Raw genomic sequence first — 20,676 nt, 5'->3', positions numbered from 1 at the left:
CACTACTTAAAGTGAGACTTAAAACTAACTACTATGAAAATTCACTGCCTTATGAACATTTATTTTAAAACAAAATTCATGCCATAATTTTATGAAATTGTTATTTGTATATAATATTTATTTTATAATAATTAAATGTTATAAAATTATGGAAATTATGCAATTGTATAAGATAAATTTTTAATTAAGGTAATAAAAAAGCCCTATTAATAATAACAGGGCTTAAAACTAACTACTACGAAAATTCACTGCCTTATGAACATTTATAGTAAAACAATATTTGTGCCATTGAGTTGTGCAAGTAATTTATAAATTTTAAAATTTAATGTTTACTACTATGAAAATAGTAATAATTATATCATAAGGTGTTTTGTAAAATAAATACTATCAATATTTTAAATATATAAATAAAAAAACCCCATAATTAATGGGGTTTAAAACTAACTACTACGAAAATTCACTGCCTTATGAACATTTATAATAAAACAATATTTGTGCCATTTAGTTGCGCAAGTAAATTAAATATTTTAAATATAAGGTTTAAAATATCCTTAAAAAATTATAATTGAATGATGAGTATTGTTTAAATATAGAATTAATGTTTTGTATTAAATAAAAAAAGCCCTATTAAAATTACGGGGCTTAAAACTAACTACAACAAAAAATTCACTGTCTTATGAACGTTGGACTTGCACACTCAATAGTGCCGGTAAAGCCTATTGGTTTAAAAATTGAAGCAAAAGCCTGCCAAAAACTTCTCCAAACACTAAAGAAACAGTACCTAAACGCATTGATATAGGACTTAGGTAACTGAATATTCGCTATTTTGGACAACAAGTTAAATCTACTTGCCAATTAATTTAGCCGTATACCCATTTGGATATTGCTGCCATTTTATTAAGACAGCACTATAAACCCGCTAAAAACCGGTTAACGGTTGTTGGTCGTTATTATTATCGTCCGGCCGGTGGTAAGCATCAGTATATTATCAACAGCAAGTAAAAAAAACATCGGAATTGTCTCTTATATCAAGATATTAAAACTATTTTCTAGGAACTTTAGTCAGAAGAATAGATATTACCTTCATTTTGCTGATACTCGACTTATTATATCTTATAAACAAAAAAATTGAAAATATAACTAATTTCAGCAGTTCACTAAAAGTAAGCTTAAAGTGAATTCTAATTAAGTAATGTTACCAAGTCTTAGTTTCCATAAAATAAATATGGATGTACATAGTAATGGAATACAAATTAAATTAACTAGTTGCCAGCCAGATAGGTACATTAAAGCGCCGGCTGAAAATGAAGCAACGATATTACCTGTATATACAAATAAGGAGTTTAATCCTTGAGCTTTTGTTTTCATGGCTGGACTGTATGTTTTTGTCAATAGAAGTGTTCCACCATTGAACATAAAATTCCATCCTATACCGGATAAGCCGAGTTCAATCATATAAATTTCAAGAGTTTGGTTAGGTAATAAAGTTAATAAGCAACCTAATGCACTACTTAAAACTCCGATGGTAACTAGCCCCTTAAGCCCAATAATTTTCACTAAGCTAGGATTAAAAAAGGACGGCAAATACATCATAATAAAATGTACCTGCAAGACAATAGATGCAGTCGTTAAAGCAAAGCAAGATTTATGCAATGATAATGGTGCGGCATTCATGGTTAGAGTCATTACAGCAAAAGCAATAGTACAAATAATACTAATCTGAATAAAATTCGAGCTTAATAACTTATGTTTGTGATCTGATGTTTTAATTACATCTGGAGTAGGGCTAACCGTACGTCCTAAATCACTGGAAAGGAATAACTGTGATAAGGCTAAACAAACACAAACAGTAATGATAGCTACAAAAGAACCAGCATAGGGTACCGGTGAAAATAACTCGGAAAAGTGACTACTGAGAAAAGGACCGGCAATACCACCTATCACCCCGGCCCCCATTACAACAGATATTGCAGAAGCATGCTCCTTTGAGTTTTTAGCGGCATCAATTGCTGCAAACCGATAATATTGACCAAAAGCACTAAAAATACCTAATAACAAAGCTCCTAGGACGAGTACATAAAAATGATTCAACAACAAGGCTGAACAGCATATTATTCCTCCTAAAATTCCCACACCGGCTTTAAATATAAATCCACCTTTACGACCAAGTATCCCCATCAACCATGAGGCAGGATATATCATCAATAAAGTACCAATAACTGTAGCAGTTACTGGTAGTGTATTAAGTGAAGGGCTGGGTGATAAATATGAACCGGAAAGGCTTGAGACTGTTGTTAGCATCGAAACAACAGTTGTAGTTAATGCCTGACCCACAGCCAACACAATAATATCTTTCGATGGAAGATGCATAATATTCACTCCTTTTATATGAAATTGATTTAATAAATTAATTATGTTTATTCAATTATGCATGTTATTTAAAGCTTCATTTATTAACTCTTCAGTTGGTATAACTCCCGGCTCAACCATACATAAAGGCTGTTGTGAACCAACTAACCAATCAAATAAAAGATATGACTCACCTGACTCAAGCTGAACAGGAACAACATTAATTACCTATGTTAAACCTTGCAAAGCTTTCAAAAATAATATTTTTGGATTGAAGACAACCCAACAAAATATGTTGAGACACTAGGCCTTAATATAAATAGCTGGTTTATCCTTTTAATCTCGTTTTTCATGTACTGTTAATCTTAATGTTTTTCTACCTGATAAGTTAATAGTACCGGCACTTTCATCATTCGAATCCATTATATGTAAGGCAATATATTTATGAATTGATTTCCAAGCTACATTTTGTATAAAAGAAATAACATCTTCTAGAACCTCCTCATTTTCTAACAGTGCCGACCATTCGGTTTGGTGGCGATTAATTATTAAACTATTAATAAAGGTTCTAATTAATTGATTTCAAGATAAAAAATCCATTCCCTCTTCTAACCATTGTACCACTGCTGCCGGCAAATTAATCCCGTGAGGTAATTAATATTTAGAGAGAGGTTGATGATGAATCAAATAAATTATCCCAATCAACATTTAGTAAAATTGTATCAAACTTTTCTGCAGCCATTTAATTGGTAACATTTGAAAGAACATTATTTAAAAATTAAAAAGTACTTCCCTATCACAAGCAATAACAGAATGACTATTTCCTCCCACAACATTTGAATATAATACAAATTTGATAATGTTTTAGTTAGATATATTAGACAAAATTTATGCCATTATATCATTATAAATACTTAATATAATATAAATTCGGGTGAGTTGAAAATGTAAAAGACAATTATTAATTGCCATTCTTTATAAATCAGTATAATATATTTATTATGTTTCTATGATTCAATATACTATTTCTGAATATAATTTTTATTTAAGTTTTTAATTAAATAATTATATTAAGAGTAACAATTAAATTATTAAATAAAAACACTTTAAATATTCTTGTATTATATTAGCTATTTCTATGGTGATTGGTAAATTATTTAATAATTTAAAATTTAGGTTAATAGATTTAATAGATTTAATTGTAAGATTATTTTAAAATAAAAATTATTTATTATCCCAATTTTTATAAGGATTTTTCATAAGCATTGAATTGTAATATCTGGGATCAGCTGTGACTTCTTTCCCTAACCAATTCGGTTTCTCAATATTTTCATTTTCATCATCTAATTCAATTTCTGCAAGGATTAGTCCTTCGTTCTCACCATAAAACTCATCTACTTCAATTATTTTATCTCCAAAGGGAACAATATATCTTATTTTATCTATAATACCTACTTCACATAATTGTATAAGTTCATTAGCCTCTTCTTTTGTGATTTCCTTTTCCCACTCAAATCTGCTTATACTATTTTTTTTATTTGAACCTTTAATGGTTAAAAAACCTTGATTGTCTTGGATTCTAACACGTACAGTTCTTTCAGGTATTGAAGATAGATATCCTTGTTTAATTTGTAAACTTTTAATAGCCTTCGATTTAAATTCTCCTGTAATTAAATATTTCCTTTCAATTTCTTGTCCCATAGGATGTAATAAACAATTTTATTGAATATTTCATTTGTAAATTATAAAAAAATACAAATTTTTGAATTTAATTTTTATTCTTTTTAGCTTTCCAAAGTTGATCTAAATATTTATATCTGTCGGAAACATATTGAGAATACATTTTAGAAATAATATATCCCTCTTTTCCATCTAAAAAACCAAATTGAATAATATAATGATGGAGAAAACGATATATAGGTTTAATATGGTGATGTAAAAAATTAGATTTTTTACCCTTTTCAAATAATTCTTTTGCCTTTAGTCGGGAATATTTATCTAACTTATCCAAATATTTTTTTTCAGAATTAAAAGAATAATGGTCCAATCTATTTTTTAAATAACCCGGTTCGGTTTTACATTCTATTTCTTCATGAACAAGTTTACTGCTTTTATATAAGGATTTATCTTTTTTAAATAAACGTATTACTTTATCATTCTTCCATCCGCTATGTTTCAGGAGTTTGTCTTTAAAGTAAAAATTTCTTTTTATCCAATAGGCGTCTTTAGGGTTAAGGGAATTTACAGTATTTAAAATTTCATTAATTAAAGGAGTGGGGATATGTTCGTCTAAATCAAAAAAGACAATCCATTCATGAGTTGCGCGTTCAATTGCAAAATTCTTTTGATTAGTGAAATTATCAAATACTCTTTCAATGAAAATTACATTAGGATATTTTTTGAAACGTTCCTTAGTTTTATCTGTGCTAAATGAATCCACTACAATTATCTCATCGGCAAAAGAAATGTCTTTCATAAAACGATCTACATTATCTTCTTCATTATATGTGATACATAAAGCGGTGATTTTTGGTTTATTGTCTTTAATTTCTTGAGGTAAATAGGAATTTGTTTTCTCAATTCCTAAGATATTTTGTAAAAAATGATCAATTTTGCCAAGTAACATTTTCGGTTTCATTAGTTTATAAAAAGGTTCAGGCTTACGTAAAATTTCTTTAAGAGGATATTCCGTATAAATTTCAGGATATATATCCATAAGATGAAAACTCTTATGAATAAATAAATTTTCATAGCATCCCCAATCTTTTCTGAACTTGTGCGGGGAAAAAATTGAAAACGTGGGCTTTTGTATAGCCTTTGCAATATTAACAGCTCCTCCCTCGTTGGCTATAAGTGCATTGCAATTAGATAAAATGGAAGCAAATTCTCGAATATTATTTCCAAGAATGGAAGTAAATATTTTTTCTTTATGTTCAATTTCTTTTAAAAGATCATCCGCTTCTTTTTGCTGACTAGGAATATAATTAAATAAAATATCTATATCATAATATTTTAACAAGTAATTGATTAACTCCGCCATATACGATAGAGGCCAAGATTTTTTTAAACTGCTTCCCAATATTCCAACCATTAGGACCGGTTTAATAAAACTGACTCCGGAACTGATCATTAATTTTTTAGCATTATTAATTTCTTGATCAGTTAAAAATATTTCGGTTTGAAAATCAATTTTTGTAATATCATCTACAAAAGGAGAAAGTAAAAGGCATCTATTTTCAATAGAAGTACAATGGATAAATTTAGGAAACTTTTCCTCTACAAAAACATCCGTATAAAAATATTTAAAAAAAGGTTTATCATAACTAATTTTCCTCTTAGCTTTAGAAAACAAAGTTATGAAACGACTTTGTAATTTAGCGTAAGGATCTAAAAGTATATCATATTTTTCATTTTTAATATATTTTGTATACTTCCATAAAACAGAAAGCTTTTTTAATTCAATATCATCAAACTCAATTATTTTGTCGATATAAGGATTGTTTTGAAGGATATAAATAGCATTGTTATAACAAAAAAAATGAACTTCGATGTTGGGAAATATTTTTTTTAAATTTTTAGCAAGTACACTGGCCACTAAAACATCCCCGATAAATTTATTTTGTATAATTAATGCTTTTTTCAAAAATATAATATTAAGTTATAAAATAGTTCGGCAAAATTAGAAAAAAAAATTATTCATAATTAAGAACATAGGTCATGTAATAATTATTTATTTTTCTATAGTAGGCATAATATTTAACACTCGCTTTTTCATCAATAATCCAACATACAATAGGTTTATCACTTTTCAATTGAAAGGGTTCTACTCTATAGTGATTTAAAAAAGACCATAAGTTTCCATGGTGTATTTTATATAGGGCTTCTTTTAATCCCCATAAAATATGATAATAGTCCTTTTCCTCACCTTTCGGTATGAATTCAAATTCATCCTTTCGAATAAACTTATATTTTATATTATTAATTTTTTCATCTCTTTCCAATTCAATATCTACTCCAATATTAAAAGACGAAGCACCAACACAGACTACTCCGTGTGAATGAGATACGGAAATATTGTAAGTTCCTTCAACATAGGGTTTACCTTCTTTAGTATATTTCACGGTACTATCTAAACCTAAAGCCATTAAACAAGCTCGTAATCCCAAATATTCTCGTTTTCTTTTAGGGGTTAACGAATCATATTTACCTTGTCTTATGTTATCTAATTTTAATATCCGTAACAATTCCTCATTAGTTTCACTGACTTTCCAAGTAACTATTCTCGTAAAATAATCAGGTATAATAAAATCTACAATAGGCATTTAAGATAATTTAAATAGATTAGTAAGTAAATATATAAAATTATAATAATTCTCTTATAACTCTGAATTGTAAAATACTTTGTAATAAAACATTTTCTTTTCTTCATCATACCCTTGCTCAAGAAAATCTTCGGAAGCTTCAGGTCTGTTAATGTCTAATTTAATTTGAATATATGTATCTAATTTGATATCAGTTTTAATTTTTCTTTTTTCCCTAGCTAATGCATTGGTTGACACATCAAAAATTTCCGAAAATTGAACCCCTGAATTTTCTGAATAATCTTTTTTATATGATTTGAATTCATCAACCATATCATAATTTTCCAATAATTCCTTCTCTAAAATTTCTTCTGTTATGGTTTCATTTTCATTAAATACTTGAAGACAATTACTGATAAATTCAGTTTGAATTTTTTTTCCTTTTTCCTCAAAAATTACTTGTTGTGAAAAATCAGATAATAAATTAATATAATTTTTAGTCTGATACGAATCATCTTTAATATAATCTACTTCCAGAAAAGACTTTTTCCAATATTCGGATTCAACATGAGCATCATCATGTACCAATATTTTATAACCACTTTCTTTATGTGTATTAAGTATTAAACAACTCTTATCAATGGATGAGTCTAATCTAAAACCTTTCTGTATGGCGCATTCAACAATGTCAGAATGTTTAAATCGAAGAAATTTGTTTTTATTTTCTAGCTTGAATATCCCGATGCCGGAAATTTTAGACTCCTGTCCAATATCAATATCATTGAATAAAGCAATAAAAATTTCGCCTTTTTTAATTTGTGGGTGATTGGATCTTTCGTAAAGGTGATCCAAAACTTTGTCTGAAAAACTTACAAAATCTATGGAATCTTCAAAAACATCTTTACATAAAGAATATAAAATATTAAAATTTATGTCTTGTGTATAATGAGTAAATTCATAGTATTCCAAATTTTTTTTAAAAGGGGAAAGGAAAAAGGGTTGCATAGACTCTTCTTCTTTTTCATTTAAATGAAATAAATCACCGGCATAAATGTTTTTTTCTTCACGAAGTTTATTACCGGAAAATTGTAAAGTTAATTTGGAAATTACAGCATGTTTTAAATTAATCGTCATAAATTTGCCTGATAAGAATTACAAAAGTAATTCATTTAAAAATATCAGTAAATAATATTCATTACTAATTTATTTTGATTATTGAAATAATGTAATTTACACTAAACAAACTCCTTGTTCTAAAATAAATTAGTGAAATCCAAAATCAAAAAATCTTATTTTCATTTAAAATGATATCAATATTTTTTAGAATTCAGTTAAAACTATTTTAAATAAAAATATTTATGAATTAACTTTAATATTCTTCTAAAAAATTTGAATCGGATTTTTATTAATTATTTATCTTATTCATTATAAAAATTCTACAAAAAACTAATCAATTACATTAAAATTAGAAATTTTAAATAGTTTATATTTGCAAACATTTAATAATATATGGGAACCACTCTAGAAAAAGAAATTAAAAGAAGGAAAACTTTTGGAATTATATCCCATCCGGATGCTGGTAAAACAACCTTAACAGAAAAATTACTTTTATTTGGTGGAGCGATTCAAGAAGCAGGAGCTGTAAAAAGCAATAAAATCAAAAAAGGGGCAACCTCAGATTTTATGGAGATTGAAAGACAAAGAGGTATTTCGGTTGCTACTTCCGTATTAGCCTTTGAATATAAAGGAAAAAAAATAAACATATTAGATACACCCGGGCATAAAGATTTTGCCGAAGATACCTATAGAACACTAACTGCCGTAGATTCAGTAATTGTAGTTATAGATGTAGCCAAAGGAGTTGAAGAACAAACCGAAAAATTGGTTCAAGTTTGTAGAATGAGGAATATTCCTATGTTGGTATTTATCAATAAACTCGATCGCGAGGGTAAAGATGCCTTTGATTTATTAGATGAAGTTGAACAAAAGTTACAATTAAGGGTTACACCATTATCTTGGCCCATCGGTATGGGATTAGATTTTCAAGGAATCTTTAATATGTGGGAGAATAATTTTAAATTCTTCACCGAAGAAAAAAAACAAAAAGTAGGAGAGAGTATTGAGATTAAAGATATAAATGATCCAATAGTAAATGAACTTATTGGCGACCAAGCAGCTGAAAATCTTAGGAATGAACAAGAATTAATACACTCGGTTTACCCAAAATTTTCAAAAGAAGAATATTTGAACGGAACCTTACAGCCGGTATTTTTCGGTTCCGCATTAAATAATTTTGGAGTTCAGGAATTATTAGATGCATTCGTTGAAATTGCACCCAATCCGCTACCTAAAATGAGCGATATACGATTAGTTAAACCGGAAGAAACGAGTTTTACGGGATTTGTATTTAAAATTCATGCCAATATGGATCCTAAACATCGGGATCGTTTAGCTTTTGTAAAAATTGTATCCGGAACTTTTAAACGAAATACCAATTATCTGCATGTACGTCAAAATAAAACCATGAAATTTAGCAGTCCTGCAGCTTTTTTTGCAGATAAAAAAGAGGTTGTGGAAGAAAGTTTTCCCGGAGATATTGTTGGTTTGCACGATACCGGTAATTTCAGGATCGGGGACACCTTAACAGAAGGAGAAAAATTAAATTTCAAGGGAATTCCATCGTTTTCACCGGAACATTTCCGTTATATAAATAATGAAGACCCTATGAAAACCAAGCAGTTGGCAAAAGGTATTGATCAATTAATGGATGAAGGAGTTGCGCAATTATTCACATTGGAAATGAATAACAGGAAAATCATAGGAACAGTGGGTGCGCTGCAATTTGAAGTAATACAATATCGTTTAGAACATGAGTATTCAGCAAAATGCAGTTATGAACCAATTCATATACATAAAGCATGTTGGGTGGAAACAGAGGATGAAAAATCATCGGAATTTTTAGAATTTAAGCGGGTGAAACAAAAATTCTTAGCTAAAGATAAGTTTGGGCAATTAGTCTTCTTAGCTGATTCTGCATTTAGTATAACCATGACTCAAGAAAAATTTCCATCGGTAAAACTTCATTTTACGAATGAATTTTAGGTAAAATATATAAAAAGCATTGTAAAAGAGAGCTAAATTTTTTTTAGCTCTCTTTTTTTAACGAATAATAGTATCTGTTACTATTATCTTAAAATATAAAATGCTATGCCTTCATATCTATATATATTAATGGGAATATAACTTTTACCTTTACCTAAAACTAACGAACCATCCTCGGATATCCAGATTTTAAGTTCATTTTTGTTGGTGGTGAGCAAATGATCCGATTTCTTTTTATATGATTTGTAAAAACGATAAACCGGAATTGTATTAGGTTTTTGAGTATTGAATGCATAACCGGATATGCCTTCAAAAATCCATCCTCCTTGTCCACCGTTTTTTAATTCGTTCCAATCAAGTGTAGATAAACGATCACCGTTTAAAAAATTATAATATCTGTATATAGGATAAGATCCTTCAACTTGATTAGCATAAATTTTTCCTAATATCCCCTCAAAATGTTTATTTCCTAATTCATTATAATTTGATGTATAAAAATGCTGTCCGTTTATATTATATCTGTAGAAATTTTTTGTTTCCACATATGCATACCTGCCGGGATATTGTTCAGATATAAATCTTTTATCCATTTCGGAAAGTGCGGTATTCCAACCGCTTGACCACCCATTTAAAGTTAAAGATGCAGGAATAGAATAAAGCATGATTGATTGACTGTCAAAGGAAGAATAATTAGTAGTAGTTGAATTATATTTATTTAAAACATTACTATCAACATACGCTTGGTTCCAATAATTAGGTTCTCCGGCATAATATTCATATACTTTCTGTCTATTCCACTGAATATTAGCAGCGGGGCTTTGATGCTCATGTTGTAAACCAAGTGCATGTCCGAATTCGTGAATTATTGTCCTTGAAAACTCGTAATCAGGAGTTGAATCTGTAAACCACCCGAAATTCATGGTAGGAATACGTTGAGTAATAGATCTAGCATCAGTTCCAATATAAGACCAAGACTGACCACTATTATCAAAATTTATTTTTATATCAGCATATTGATAAGCAGGAACATATTCAAAGTTTAAATTAGCATATTTCAACCATTCACCGGCAAATTGTTTTACTTTATTCTGTAAATAAGAGTTTCCGTTTAAAAATTTAATTTTTATAGTTTGTCCTGTATTCCATTTATTAAATTTATTAATTACTCCATTAGCAATAACGTCTTGAGTTGAATCTTGGGGTTGAATAATGTCATTTGGTAAATAAGCATCTAAACAAAAATGTTCTTTTTGAGCTGTACTTTTGTCCGGTACAATATCAGAATTTAATGAATCTTCAGTACAGGAAACTATATATACAAATAGACTTACAATTAATAAAAATAAATAGGTAAATTTTTTCATATTTAAGATTTTTTAAGGTTTTATAAATCCAGGATAAATTTTTAAGAATATTACTTTATATAAAACAACTGAAGTTATATAAAGTGATTTTAAACATTTATTTACTTCTTGGATATTGCTTAGCAATAAATTTCTTGTCTGTAGAAGATAATTTATAATTGGGTTGACTATGCCAATAATTTAAGGTAAATGAAGCAGGAAATGAAATAAGCATGATAGAATGTTTATCAAATGCCGAATAATTAGTTAAAGCCTTGCTGTATTTATAAAAAATTTCAAAATCCACTTTGTCCTTATTCCAATAATTAGGTGCACCTTCAAAATAAGCATATACTACCGGTTTATTCCATTTTATATTTGAATTAGGGTTTTGATGTTCATGATGTAATCCAAGAACATGACCGAATTCATGAAGAATTGTTTTAGATAATTCATTTTCAGGAGTAAAATCCGTAAACCAACCAAAGTTCAAAGAAGGACTTTGTTGAGAAATGTATTTTGAATCGGTGCCCACATAAGACCATGATTTTCCGCTGTTATCAAAATTAATTTTAATATCGGCATATTGATCCGCAGTAACATATTTGAATGTTAAATTAGCGAACTGAAGCCATTCACTTGCATATTTTTTGACTTTATCTTGTAAATACGAAGAACCATTTAGAAATTTAATTTTAATGGTATCTCCGGGGTTCCATTTTTTTATAATGGTAGTTACACCATAACCGCAAACTTCTTTATCCAATTCTGAGGTCTGAAAATTATCTCCGGGTAAAAAGGCATCCACACAAAATTTTTCAGTTTCTGAGGATTTGTTTTCAGGATAAATGTCAGAAGTTAATGATTCCTCATTACAAGAAACCAAGAAAGCAAATGAAAATAATAGTAAAAAAAAAGTAAAATTTTTCATAATCATAATATTTATAAATTTATCAAATATAGGAAAAAATATTTAATTTTATATTCTGAATTAAAATTAAAAGTATATATAATATTGTGATTATGTGATATAATTGTGTTTTTAAATTATTATATGATAATTATATTTGATTAACCAATTGTCTTTTATAAAATTTTAAATACTGCAAAAAGCAGAAGTTGAATAAAAATTTAATTATTTAGATTTTATAAAAAGATAAAAAAATAAGTTTATTATAATTCAAATAATAAGTAAGTTTGTCTATCAGTTTAATAGGAATTAAACTTTGTTGTTTTTTATATTGAATAAAATAATATTGCTTGTGAATAACCAATTATATAAAATAGATCTTCGATTTTATACTTTGTTTTCTAAATATGTATATGTGCTAATCTTTCTATTTAGTATAACAATTTATCAATCACAAACTCTAAAAAAAGGCGAATTAGCGGTTGGTATTGACCTAACTTATGCTCCCTATGCCTATTTAGAAGGAATTCCCAGAGGTTTTGACCCAGACTTAATGAGATTAATAGGAGAAAAATTAAATCTTAAAGTAGTCTTTAAAGATACCAGAATAGAAAATATAATTATCGGCTTAAATGCCGGACATTATGATCTTATAGCATCAGCATTGTATATTAATCCGCAACGAGCTCAACAAGTTTCGTTTTTACCCTATCTACAAACCGGAGGTGTATTAGTTGTTAGAAAAGACGAATCCTACCGTCCGTTATCCTTACAAGACTTATGCGGAAAGAAAATTTCTTCCATGAAAGGGGCGGCATGGATTCCTAAATTGAATGATGTTACCAAGAATTTCTGTTTTAAGAATAATAAACAAGCAATTGAAGTTAAAGAATACCCCAGCGCTCCCGAGGCTTCACATGCGTTATTATCCAAAGGCGTGGACGTACAATATGAAGATGCGGCAGTAGCTAAAATGTTAATTGACAGATTAGGAGATAAATTGGTAATTTCTACACACGAAATGATAGATCCCGTATTAATAGGTTTAGCATTTAAAAATGATAACATAGCCTTAAAAAATAAAATCGCACAAGTTATACAAGAACTAAGGAAATCGGGAGAATATCAGCAGCTGTTGGACAAATATAATTTGGCTTATCCAAGTCAAGAATTACTACATAAATATAAGATAGATGAAGAATCGATTTCATCTCAAGAAAAGAATACAATTTTCGATTGGAAATATTTTAAAAATCAATTTATTAACACAGATTTTTGGAAAGCTTGTTTAACTGTATTCGAGTTAAGTACATTAACTTGGTGTATAGGAGTAGTTTTAGGCTTTTTAGTAGCATTAATGGGACAGAGTTCTCATTCATTTATAAGAACTATTTCCAAAGGTTATATTTGGTTTTTCAGGAGTTTACCTTTATTGGTATTATTAATATTTATATATAATCTACCTCAAATTTGGCCTCAAAGCTCGATAATACTATCCAATCCCTTCATATCCGGTTTAATAGCCTTAGTTTTAAGTGAAACAGCCTATATAGCGGAAATACATAGAGGAGCATTACAAGCTATACCCAAAGGACAATATGAGGCGGGAAAAGCACTGGGTTTATCCTACTGGGGGATCATGAGATTGATTGTTGCCCCTCAAACATTTAGGATAGCCTTACCGTCACTCGCTAATCAATACGTAACCATAGTTAAGTTAACCTCATTGGTATCGGTGATTTCCTTGACCGAAATATTGATGGTTGGACAGCAATTGTATACACGTAACTTTCTGGTTATGGAAACCCTGTTAGCAGTTGCTATCTATTACATATTAATAGTTACTTTAGTAACATGGATTATTAACAAATTTGAAGCAAAATTTGATGTCCATAAAAAAAGCACAGACATTGATAGTTCAATACAAGTTGATTTTGAAAAATTAAGAGAATACTCGAAGATAAAAAATACGAATAAGGGTTCAACCGCTTTAGAATTAAAAAATATAACAAAAACATTTGGAGCTACATTAGTATTAAATAATATATGTTTAAGCGTTCCTTGGGGAAAAGTAATTAGTATTATAGGTCCATCAGGATCCGGAAAAAGTACCTTAATAAGATCCATAAACGGTTTAGAAACAATAGATGAAGGAGAAATTGAAATGGGAGAAGTTTCTCTAATAGCTAAAAATAAAAGTAAATTTCATAAATCAAAAAAGAAACTTCAGGATATGAGGATAGGTATGGTTTTTCAATCGTATAATCTTTTTCCACACAAAACGGTATTAGAAAATGTTATGTTGGCCCCTTTATATCATAAAAAAAATAAAGATAAACAGCTGCTGCGTATGTACGCATTGGCAATGTTAGATAAAGTAGGTATGTTGGTTCATGCCAATAAATACCCTCACCAATTATCAGGAGGACAGCAACAGCGGGTAGCCATAGCAAGAGCATTGGCTATAGAGCCCGATATTATGTTATTTGATGAACCAACATCCGCTTTAGATCCCGAATTAGTTCAAGAAGTATTGAAAGTTATAAAAGAATTATCTACTGAAGGCATGACTATGATAATTGTTACTCATGAAATGAAATTCGCATTTGAAGTATCAGATAGAATTGTTTTTATGGAATCAGGAAAAATTTTATACAATGAAGAACCTCAACAAATGAAAAAATCCAAGGATGAAAGATTGCTAAAATTCATTGGAAATGTTGCCCCCATCGATTATACTATTTAAAATAAACATAAGTAAATACAAGTATGAAGAATCAAAAAGAAGAAATAGGTATTTTACAAAGAAGAAAAATTGAAGCAGAAATAATAAAACCTATATACGATATTTTAAAGAGAAAATATGGATTTGAACAGGCAAAATCGATTATTGAAGAAGCCGTTGCTAATGCAGCCATTCAGGCCGGAAAAGATTTTGCCCAAAAAGAAGATGGGCCAACCTCAGTACAAAGTTTTGTAGCTCTCCAATATCTATGGGAAAAAGATGATGCATTAGAAACAGAAGTGGTTGTTAATAATGAGAACCAATATGATTATAACGTGAAAAGATGTCGATATGCAGAAATGTATCATGAAATGGGTTTGGGCGAAATTGGATTTTTACTTTCCTGCAACAGAGATGCTAAATTTATTGAAGGATATGCTCCAAATGTAAAATTAACTCGTCCCCATACCATAATGAACGGAGACGGTTTTTGTGATTTTCATTATAAACTTGAAAAAGGGAAAACAGATATTTCCAATGAATGATAATTTACATATAAATTCTAAGAGACTACAAACGTGGTTAGCCGATTTCGCTACCATAGGAGGTACGCCAAATGGAGGGGTACATCGTTTAACGCTCACAGATTTAGATAAACAAGCTCGTGATTTGTTTGTATCTCTGGCGAAGAAAGCCGGGTGTTCAATAAAAATAGATGCAATGGGAAACATTTTTGCCAGACGATCCGGTGAAAATAACCGTTTGAATCCTGTCCTTATAGGTTCTCACATAGATAGTCAGCCCTTAGGAGGTAAATACGACGGGATCTATGGGGTATTAGCAGCCCTGGAAGTTGTTTACTCATTGAATGACCATAATATAAAGACTGATCGCCCCATAGATGTTGTAAGTTGGACCAATGAAGAAGGTTCACGATTCGCTCCTGCCATGATAGGTTCGGCCGTTTTTTCAGGGTTAACTACTTTACAAGATGGTTGGTCGTGTAGAGATAGTGAAGGTAATACTATTAAACAAGAATTAGAAAGAATCGGATATGATGGAAAAGATAATTTTTCAAATTATAAAATCCATGCTTCGCTGGAACTGCATATTGAGCAAGGGCCGATATTAGAAAACCATAATGAAGTAATAGGAATCGTGACCGGCGCTTTAGGTCAAAAATGGTACGATGTAGAATTCACAGGGATGGCCTCTCATGCCGGAACAACTCCTATGGAAGTACGTCAAGATGCCTTACTTGGGCTTGCCGAGGCAGTTCTTGAAGTCAATACGATAGGAAAAAATGAAAAACCGGAGGGCAGGGCAACCGTTGGAATGATAAAAATTACCCCAAATTCCAGAAATGTTATTTCCGATAAAGCTTGGTTTTCAGTTGAATTTAGACATCCTTCAGAAAAGGGATTACAAAGGATGGATCAACAATTGTCCGAAAAAATACATCAAATAGCCGAGAAATTAAATCTAACCTATAACATCCGTCCTATATTATCCTTTCCTCCCTTACCTTTTGATGATACCTGCATTGAAGTGGTACGCCAAGTAGCTCAGAATTTAAATTATCCCCATAGAACAATGGTTTCAGGAGCCGGACATGACTCGTGTAATATTTCTAAAATAGCCCCGACTTCCATGATTTTTATACCTTGTATTAATGGAATAAGTCATAACGAAAAGGAAGAAATTAAACCGGAATGGATGAGTTCCGGTGCTAATGTTTTACTAAATGCAGTAAAACATTTATCTAAGAGATAAAGAATAAGCCAATTTATAGATTAAATAGATTAAGTGGGTAAGGTAGAGCATTAAAGTTCTACCTTTTCAATTACCATTATAGATGAAATTGTAAGATGAAGTAAAAATGCTTAGACAATATGTCAGCTTGAAAAAAATTAATTATGACAAATGTTTATATAATGCTTCATGGCATAATCATTGAAATTGCATAAACAATTATATAAGTAATAGTAGTATTTAGTATAATTAATAACCATAAGTAATTAAAGAAAAAATATAAACATGAGTAAAATTATAGGAATTGATTTAGGAACAACGAATTCTTGTGTAGCTGTAATGGAAGGTAGCGATCCTACCGTTATTACTAATGCTGAAGGAAAAAGAACTACTCCATCCGTAGTTGCTTTTATGGAAGATGGAGAAATTAAAGTGGGGGACCCTGCTAAAAGACAAGCAGTAACCAATCCACACAATACCGTATATTCCATAAAAAGATTTATGGGTACTAGATTTTCATCAGATGCAGGTGAAATTTCAAGAGTTCCTTATAAAGTAGTAAAAGGTGATTCCGATACTCCAAGAGTAGATATTAACGGAAGATTATATACTCCACAAGAAATTTCTGCTATGATTCTTCAAAAAATGAAGAAAACAGCAGAAGATTTCTTAGGAGAAACTGTAGATCGAGCAGTAATTACAGTTCCTGCTTATTTTAATGATGCGCAAAGACAAGCAACGAAAGAAGCAGGTGAAATTGCCGGTTTAAAAGTGGAAAGAATTATAAATGAGCCTACCGCGGCAGCCTTGGCTTACGGATTAGATAAAGCTCATAAAGACCAAAAAGTAGCAGTATATGACTTAGGTGGAGGTACTTTTGATATTTCTATTCTTGACTTAGGAGACGGAGTATTTGAAGTATTGTCAACTAATGGAGATACACACTTAGGAGGGGATGATTTTGATGATGTAATCATTAATTGGTTGGCAGAAGAATTCAAATCTGCAGAAGGTGTAGATTTAAAAGCAGATCCAATTGCATTACAAAGATTGAAAGAAGCTGCTGAAAAAGCGAAAGTAGAATTATCTTCATCTACTCAAACAGAGATAAATTTACCTTATATTACCGCTACAGCTTCCGGTCCAAAACACTTGGTAAAAACGTTAACAAGAGCAAAATTTGAACAATTAGCAGCCGATCTTGTTAAAAGATCTATGGAACCTTGTAAAAAAGCGTTAGAAGATGCAGGATTAAAAACTTCAGATATTGATGAAGTATTATTAGTCGGAGGTTCAACACGTATACCGGTGATCCAAGAAGAAGTTGAAAAATTTTTCGGTAAAAAACCTTCCAAAGGAGTAAACCCTGATGAAGTGGTTGCTATTGGAGCTGCAATTCAAGGAGGTGTATTAACAGGAGATGTAAAAGATGTTTTATTATTAGATGTTACTCCTCTTTCCTTAGGAATTGAAACTTACGGAGGTGTATTTACCAAATTAATTGATGCCAATACCACCATTCCAACTAAAAAATCTGAAACGTTTTCAACTGCAGCAGATAATCAACCGGCAGTTACTATTAGAGTAGGGCAAGGAGAACGACCTATGTTCAACGATAATAAAGAAATCGGAAAATTCGATTTAGTGGATATACCACCGGCACCAAGAGGAGTTCCACAAATTGAAGTAACCTTCGATATTGATGCTAACGGTATTTTAAGCGTATCGGCTAAAGATAAAGGAACCGGAAAAGAACAATCCATAAAAATTCAAGCATCTTCCGGATTAAGTGAAGCAGAAATTGAAAAAATGAAGAAAGAAGCAGAAGCTAACGCTGAAGCAGATAAAAAGAGAAAAGAAGAAGTTGAGAAATTAAATTCTGCGGATGCAATGATTTTCCAAACAGAAAAACAATTAAAAGAATTTGGAGAAAAATTACCAGCAGAGAAAAAACAACCGATTGAAGATGCGTTGGCAGACTTGAAAAAAGCACATGAAAGCAAAGACATTCCGGCAATTGAAACGGCAATGGAAAAAATTAATGCTGTATGGGCTTCCGCTTCAGAAGATTTATATAAATCCGGTCAAACAGCTGAAGGAGCAAATCCGGGAGCTCAAGGCGGAGGAGAAGGATCATCAAGTAATCCTAATCAAGGGGGAGATAATGTTGAAGATGTAGATTTCGAAGAAGTGAAATAAAAATAGAAATAATACACAGTATAATTGGAAAACCTCAGAATTTTAATTCTGAGGTTTTTTTAATGTATATATAAGAGGAAAAAACAAATTGTACATTTTTGATAAATTAAAAAATTAGGAAAATTCAATCTAGTAAAGGGTTTAAATGATTTTGAAAATATTGGCTAGAAAAATAAAATTTCTACTTACTACCATTAAAAATGCTTAATACCTCATCTTTATTAATAAACATTCTAAAAATCCTTGAATCCTATAGAGGCATAATTTAAAAGGGTTTATTTAATATTTAAAACTAAAAAAGAGTATGTATTATCATAACTCTTTTTTTATTTGTTTTATATGATAAAGAAAAGTTGGTTAGTCTATTAATTAGTCAAAACATGAAAAAACAGTATATTAATGTATGAATATTGCTTTAAAATGGTAAAAAAAGCAGAATAATAAATTATTCAAAGTCATAATATATTTAAAAAAAATAACTGACTATGGATTTAAGTAATTAATAATCAGTCATTTGTTTTAATTGTATTAAAGTTAAATGAGTATATTAAAGTAAATTTTATTATATGAGATAATTGATAGATATGATCTGCATAGTTAAGTGGGGTTGTTAACTTATTTGGATTCAATTTTATATATAATACTAAAAAGATATCAGGCTATAATCATTGCGAAGACTTTTTAGCATATGTTACTTTTGATGAAAAAAAGCAGATGCAATCCTTATTTAAACTTGTAAACAAGAATAAATTATCATTTTATTATTAAAGCAAAATATATTATACAAAAAAAGCCTTTTATTTTTAAGGCTTTTTTTGCGTTTTATGTACAATTTGTTTTTCTAAAATGACACATTTTATTTTTCCAATTATAAATTAAAACAAATAAAAAAAATGTTAAAAATTGTATTTGGTATATAACCAATTAAAAATGCAGCAATATTTGTTAAAAAAATCATTTTAAATTTTTATTTACAAATATTTTTTCTTAAAAAATTAATATTAATTTAATAGAAAACGCAAAATTTGCATGTAAAAAAATAAATTAAGTATCAAATTACTTTATAAGAGAGTATTTATTTATATTTGCATGCTAAATTTAGATATTGTTTATAAAAATATAACTGAATAATTATGCAAAGTTAATTTATTTGTATATTGATCCAATATAAATTAATAGTAAATATGATGTTTTTTTTAACATAATGTTAACTTTGGCACGGTATTTAGTATAGTTTTAACACGAAATTAGCTAAATTTAGGTTCTACTACGTTTTTAAGTGGAAGAATTAGAATTAAATAAATTTTGAATTAAATTATTTTACAAAAAAGAAAATTATGAAAAAGTTAGTGTTGTTTGCAGCAGTAGTTTTTGGATTATCAACTATGAATGCACAAAAAAACAGTATTTTATTAGGAGGTAATGTAGGTTACAACCACACCGAAAACAAATTTGGAGGAAATTCAGGAAAACAAAAATTGGACACTTACGAATGGGCTCCTTATTTAGGATATCAATTTACTGATCATTTAACTATTGGAGCAAAAGTAGCTTTTACAAAAGCGGATTTAGATAGTAAAGCACTTCAAGAATCTAATTTACTTGATGGAGATACTAAAACTTCAAAAATCGGAGGTTTTATACGTTATTCACAACCATTAAGTGAAACTTTTGCAGTATATGCTGATTTGGGTGCAGGTTGGCAAGAGCAAAAAACCAAAGGACATGATGCTTTCGCAAAATATGAAAATAAAGCAGATGGATTTTACATAGGATTTAACCCTGCACTATTCATTAATTTCAAAAATAATTTTGGATTGAATTTTAGCATTGGTGGAGTTGAATACAACCATTTAAAAGAAAAAGGAACAAAAAATAAATCTAACGGGGTTGATGTAACGTTTGGAAATGCTTTCAATATTGGTATTTCTAAAAACTTTTCACTATAATTTAATTATAGGATAAAATTATTTAACGAAAGTTATATAACTAATT

General features: G+C 29.6%; 14 protein-coding genes and 1 pseudogene. 8 read left to right on the top strand and 7 right to left on the bottom strand.

Translation table 11 applies throughout. The features are described from left to right. Nucleotides 1-1,185 precede the first annotated feature (1,185 nt). Nucleotides 1,186-2,370, bottom strand: a complete 1,185-nt coding sequence (locus tag GFU93_RS02350) for an MFS transporter (protein WP_160566868.1) — start codon at nt 2,368-2,370, stop codon at nt 1,186-1,188. A 43-nt stretch (nt 2,371-2,413) separates the two neighbouring features. On the opposite strand from GFU93_RS02350, the gene GFU93_RS02345 reads away from it, so the two are divergent. After that, nucleotides 2,414-2,557 carry a hypothetical protein gene (locus GFU93_RS02345; protein ID WP_160566865.1) on the top strand — a complete coding sequence of 48 codons (144 nt, stop codon included), beginning with the start codon at nt 2,414-2,416 and terminating at the stop codon, nt 2,555-2,557. Between the two features lie 1,016 nt (nt 2,558-3,573). Here the strand turns inward: GFU93_RS02345 and GFU93_RS02340 are convergent. From GFU93_RS02340 to GFU93_RS02325, 4 genes are all read right to left on the bottom strand, one after another. Continuing rightward, complete coding sequence (locus GFU93_RS02340; RefSeq protein ID WP_160566863.1) at nt 3,574-4,050, bottom strand: CYTH domain-containing protein; 477 nt, start codon at nt 4,048-4,050, stop codon at nt 3,574-3,576. 67 nt (nt 4,051-4,117) lie between these two features. After that, complete coding sequence (locus GFU93_RS02335; protein ID WP_160566861.1) at nt 4,118-5,992, bottom strand: glycosyltransferase; 1,875 nt, start codon at nt 5,990-5,992, stop codon at nt 4,118-4,120. Nucleotides 5,993-6,041: 49 nt separating this feature from the next. Beyond that, the gene (locus GFU93_RS02330; RefSeq protein WP_160566860.1) at nt 6,042-6,671 is read right to left on the bottom strand and encodes a 4'-phosphopantetheinyl transferase superfamily protein; all 630 of its coding nucleotides are present in this window, start codon (nt 6,669-6,671) and stop codon (nt 6,042-6,044) included. Nucleotides 6,672-6,725: 54 nt separating this feature from the next. Beyond that, nucleotides 6,726-7,784 (bottom strand): nucleoid-associated protein, encoded by a 1,059-nt coding sequence (locus GFU93_RS02325; RefSeq protein WP_160566858.1) that lies wholly within the window; start codon nt 7,782-7,784, stop codon nt 6,726-6,728. 375 nt (nt 7,785-8,159) lie between these two features. On the opposite strand from GFU93_RS02325, the gene GFU93_RS02320 reads away from it, so the two are divergent. After that, on the top strand, nt 8,160-9,752 hold the full coding sequence (locus GFU93_RS02320; protein WP_105297977.1) for a peptide chain release factor 3: 1,593 nt from the start codon (nt 8,160-8,162) through the stop codon (nt 9,750-9,752). Between the two features lie 83 nt (nt 9,753-9,835). On the opposite strand, the gene GFU93_RS02315 is transcribed toward GFU93_RS02320, so the two are convergent. After that, complete coding sequence (locus GFU93_RS02315) at nt 9,836-11,116, bottom strand: matrixin family metalloprotease (RefSeq protein ID WP_160566856.1); 1,281 nt, start codon at nt 11,114-11,116, stop codon at nt 9,836-9,838. A 97-nt stretch (nt 11,117-11,213) separates the two neighbouring features. Continuing rightward, nucleotides 11,214-12,026, bottom strand: coding sequence for a M12 family metallopeptidase (locus tag GFU93_RS02310; protein WP_160566854.1), 813 nt, complete (start codon nt 12,024-12,026; stop codon nt 11,214-11,216). 331 nt (nt 12,027-12,357) lie between these two features. On the opposite strand from GFU93_RS02310, the pseudogene GFU93_RS10175 reads away from it, so the two are divergent. From GFU93_RS10175 to GFU93_RS02285, 6 genes and pseudogenes are all read left to right on the top strand, one after another. Then, a pseudogene (locus GFU93_RS10175) lies at nt 12,358-13,878 on the top strand (ABC transporter substrate-binding protein/permease); the annotation flags it as partial. A gap of 87 nt (nt 13,879-13,965) precedes the next feature. Next, nucleotides 13,966-14,751, top strand: coding sequence for an amino acid ABC transporter ATP-binding protein (locus GFU93_RS10170; RefSeq protein ID WP_370456875.1), 786 nt, complete (start codon nt 13,966-13,968; stop codon nt 14,749-14,751). A gap of 23 nt (nt 14,752-14,774) precedes the next feature. Further along, complete coding sequence (locus GFU93_RS02300; RefSeq protein WP_160566850.1) at nt 14,775-15,275, top strand: L-2-amino-thiazoline-4-carboxylic acid hydrolase; 501 nt, start codon at nt 14,775-14,777, stop codon at nt 15,273-15,275. Beyond that, a complete protein-coding gene (locus GFU93_RS02295) occupies nt 15,268-16,503 on the top strand; it encodes a M20 family metallo-hydrolase (RefSeq protein ID WP_160566848.1) in 1,236 nt (411 codons plus the stop codon). The genes GFU93_RS02300 and GFU93_RS02295 overlap by 8 nt, the downstream gene beginning before the upstream one ends. Nucleotides 16,504-16,767: 264 nt before the next feature. Then, nucleotides 16,768-18,681: a molecular chaperone DnaK gene (gene dnaK, locus GFU93_RS02290; protein WP_105297971.1), complete on the top strand. Its 1,914-nt coding sequence runs from the start codon at nt 16,768-16,770 to the stop codon at nt 18,679-18,681. A 1,337-nt stretch (nt 18,682-20,018) separates the two neighbouring features. Then, a complete protein-coding gene (locus GFU93_RS02285) occupies nt 20,019-20,630 on the top strand; it encodes an outer membrane beta-barrel protein (protein ID WP_105297970.1) in 612 nt (203 codons plus the stop codon). Nucleotides 20,631-20,676: the final 46 nt, after the last annotated feature.

The sequence above is a fragment of the Apibacter sp. B3546 genome (assembly GCF_009827885.1).
Lineage (GTDB): Bacteria > Bacteroidota > Bacteroidia > Flavobacteriales > Weeksellaceae > Apibacter.
Note: the sequence above shows the minus strand (reverse complement) of the source record. Positions and strands in the feature narration are given on the sequence as shown.

What these genes read in the sequence shown, in the direction of transcription:
- GFU93_RS02315 (WP_160566856.1), bottom strand. Translation starts at nt 11,116, where the DNA reads ATGAAAAAATTTACCTATTTATTTTTATTAATTGTAAGTCTATTTGTA.
- GFU93_RS02310 (WP_160566854.1), bottom strand. Translation starts at nt 12,026, where the DNA reads ATGAAAAATTTTACTTTTTTTTTACTATTATTTTCATTTGCTTTCTTG.
- GFU93_RS02325 (WP_160566858.1), bottom strand. Translation starts at nt 7,784, where the DNA reads ATGACGATTAATTTAAAACATGCTGTAATTTCCAAATTAACTTTACAA.
- GFU93_RS02330 (WP_160566860.1), bottom strand. Translation starts at nt 6,671, where the DNA reads ATGCCTATTGTAGATTTTATTATACCTGATTATTTTACGAGAATAGTT.
- GFU93_RS02285 (WP_105297970.1), top strand. Translation starts at nt 20,019, where the DNA reads ATGAAAAAGTTAGTGTTGTTTGCAGCAGTAGTTTTTGGATTATCAACT.
- GFU93_RS02300 (WP_160566850.1), top strand. Translation starts at nt 14,775, where the DNA reads ATGAAGAATCAAAAAGAAGAAATAGGTATTTTACAAAGAAGAAAAATT.
- GFU93_RS02295 (WP_160566848.1), top strand. Translation starts at nt 15,268, where the DNA reads ATGAATGATAATTTACATATAAATTCTAAGAGACTACAAACGTGGTTA.
- GFU93_RS02320 (WP_105297977.1), top strand. Translation starts at nt 8,160, where the DNA reads ATGGGAACCACTCTAGAAAAAGAAATTAAAAGAAGGAAAACTTTTGGA.
- GFU93_RS02350 (WP_160566868.1), bottom strand. Translation starts at nt 2,370, where the DNA reads ATGCATCTTCCATCGAAAGATATTATTGTGTTGGCTGTGGGTCAGGCA.
- GFU93_RS02340 (WP_160566863.1), bottom strand. Translation starts at nt 4,050, where the DNA reads ATGGGACAAGAAATTGAAAGGAAATATTTAATTACAGGAGAATTTAAA.
- GFU93_RS02345 (WP_160566865.1), top strand. Translation starts at nt 2,414, where the DNA reads ATGTTTATTCAATTATGCATGTTATTTAAAGCTTCATTTATTAACTCT.
- dnaK (WP_105297971.1), top strand. Translation starts at nt 16,768, where the DNA reads ATGAGTAAAATTATAGGAATTGATTTAGGAACAACGAATTCTTGTGTA.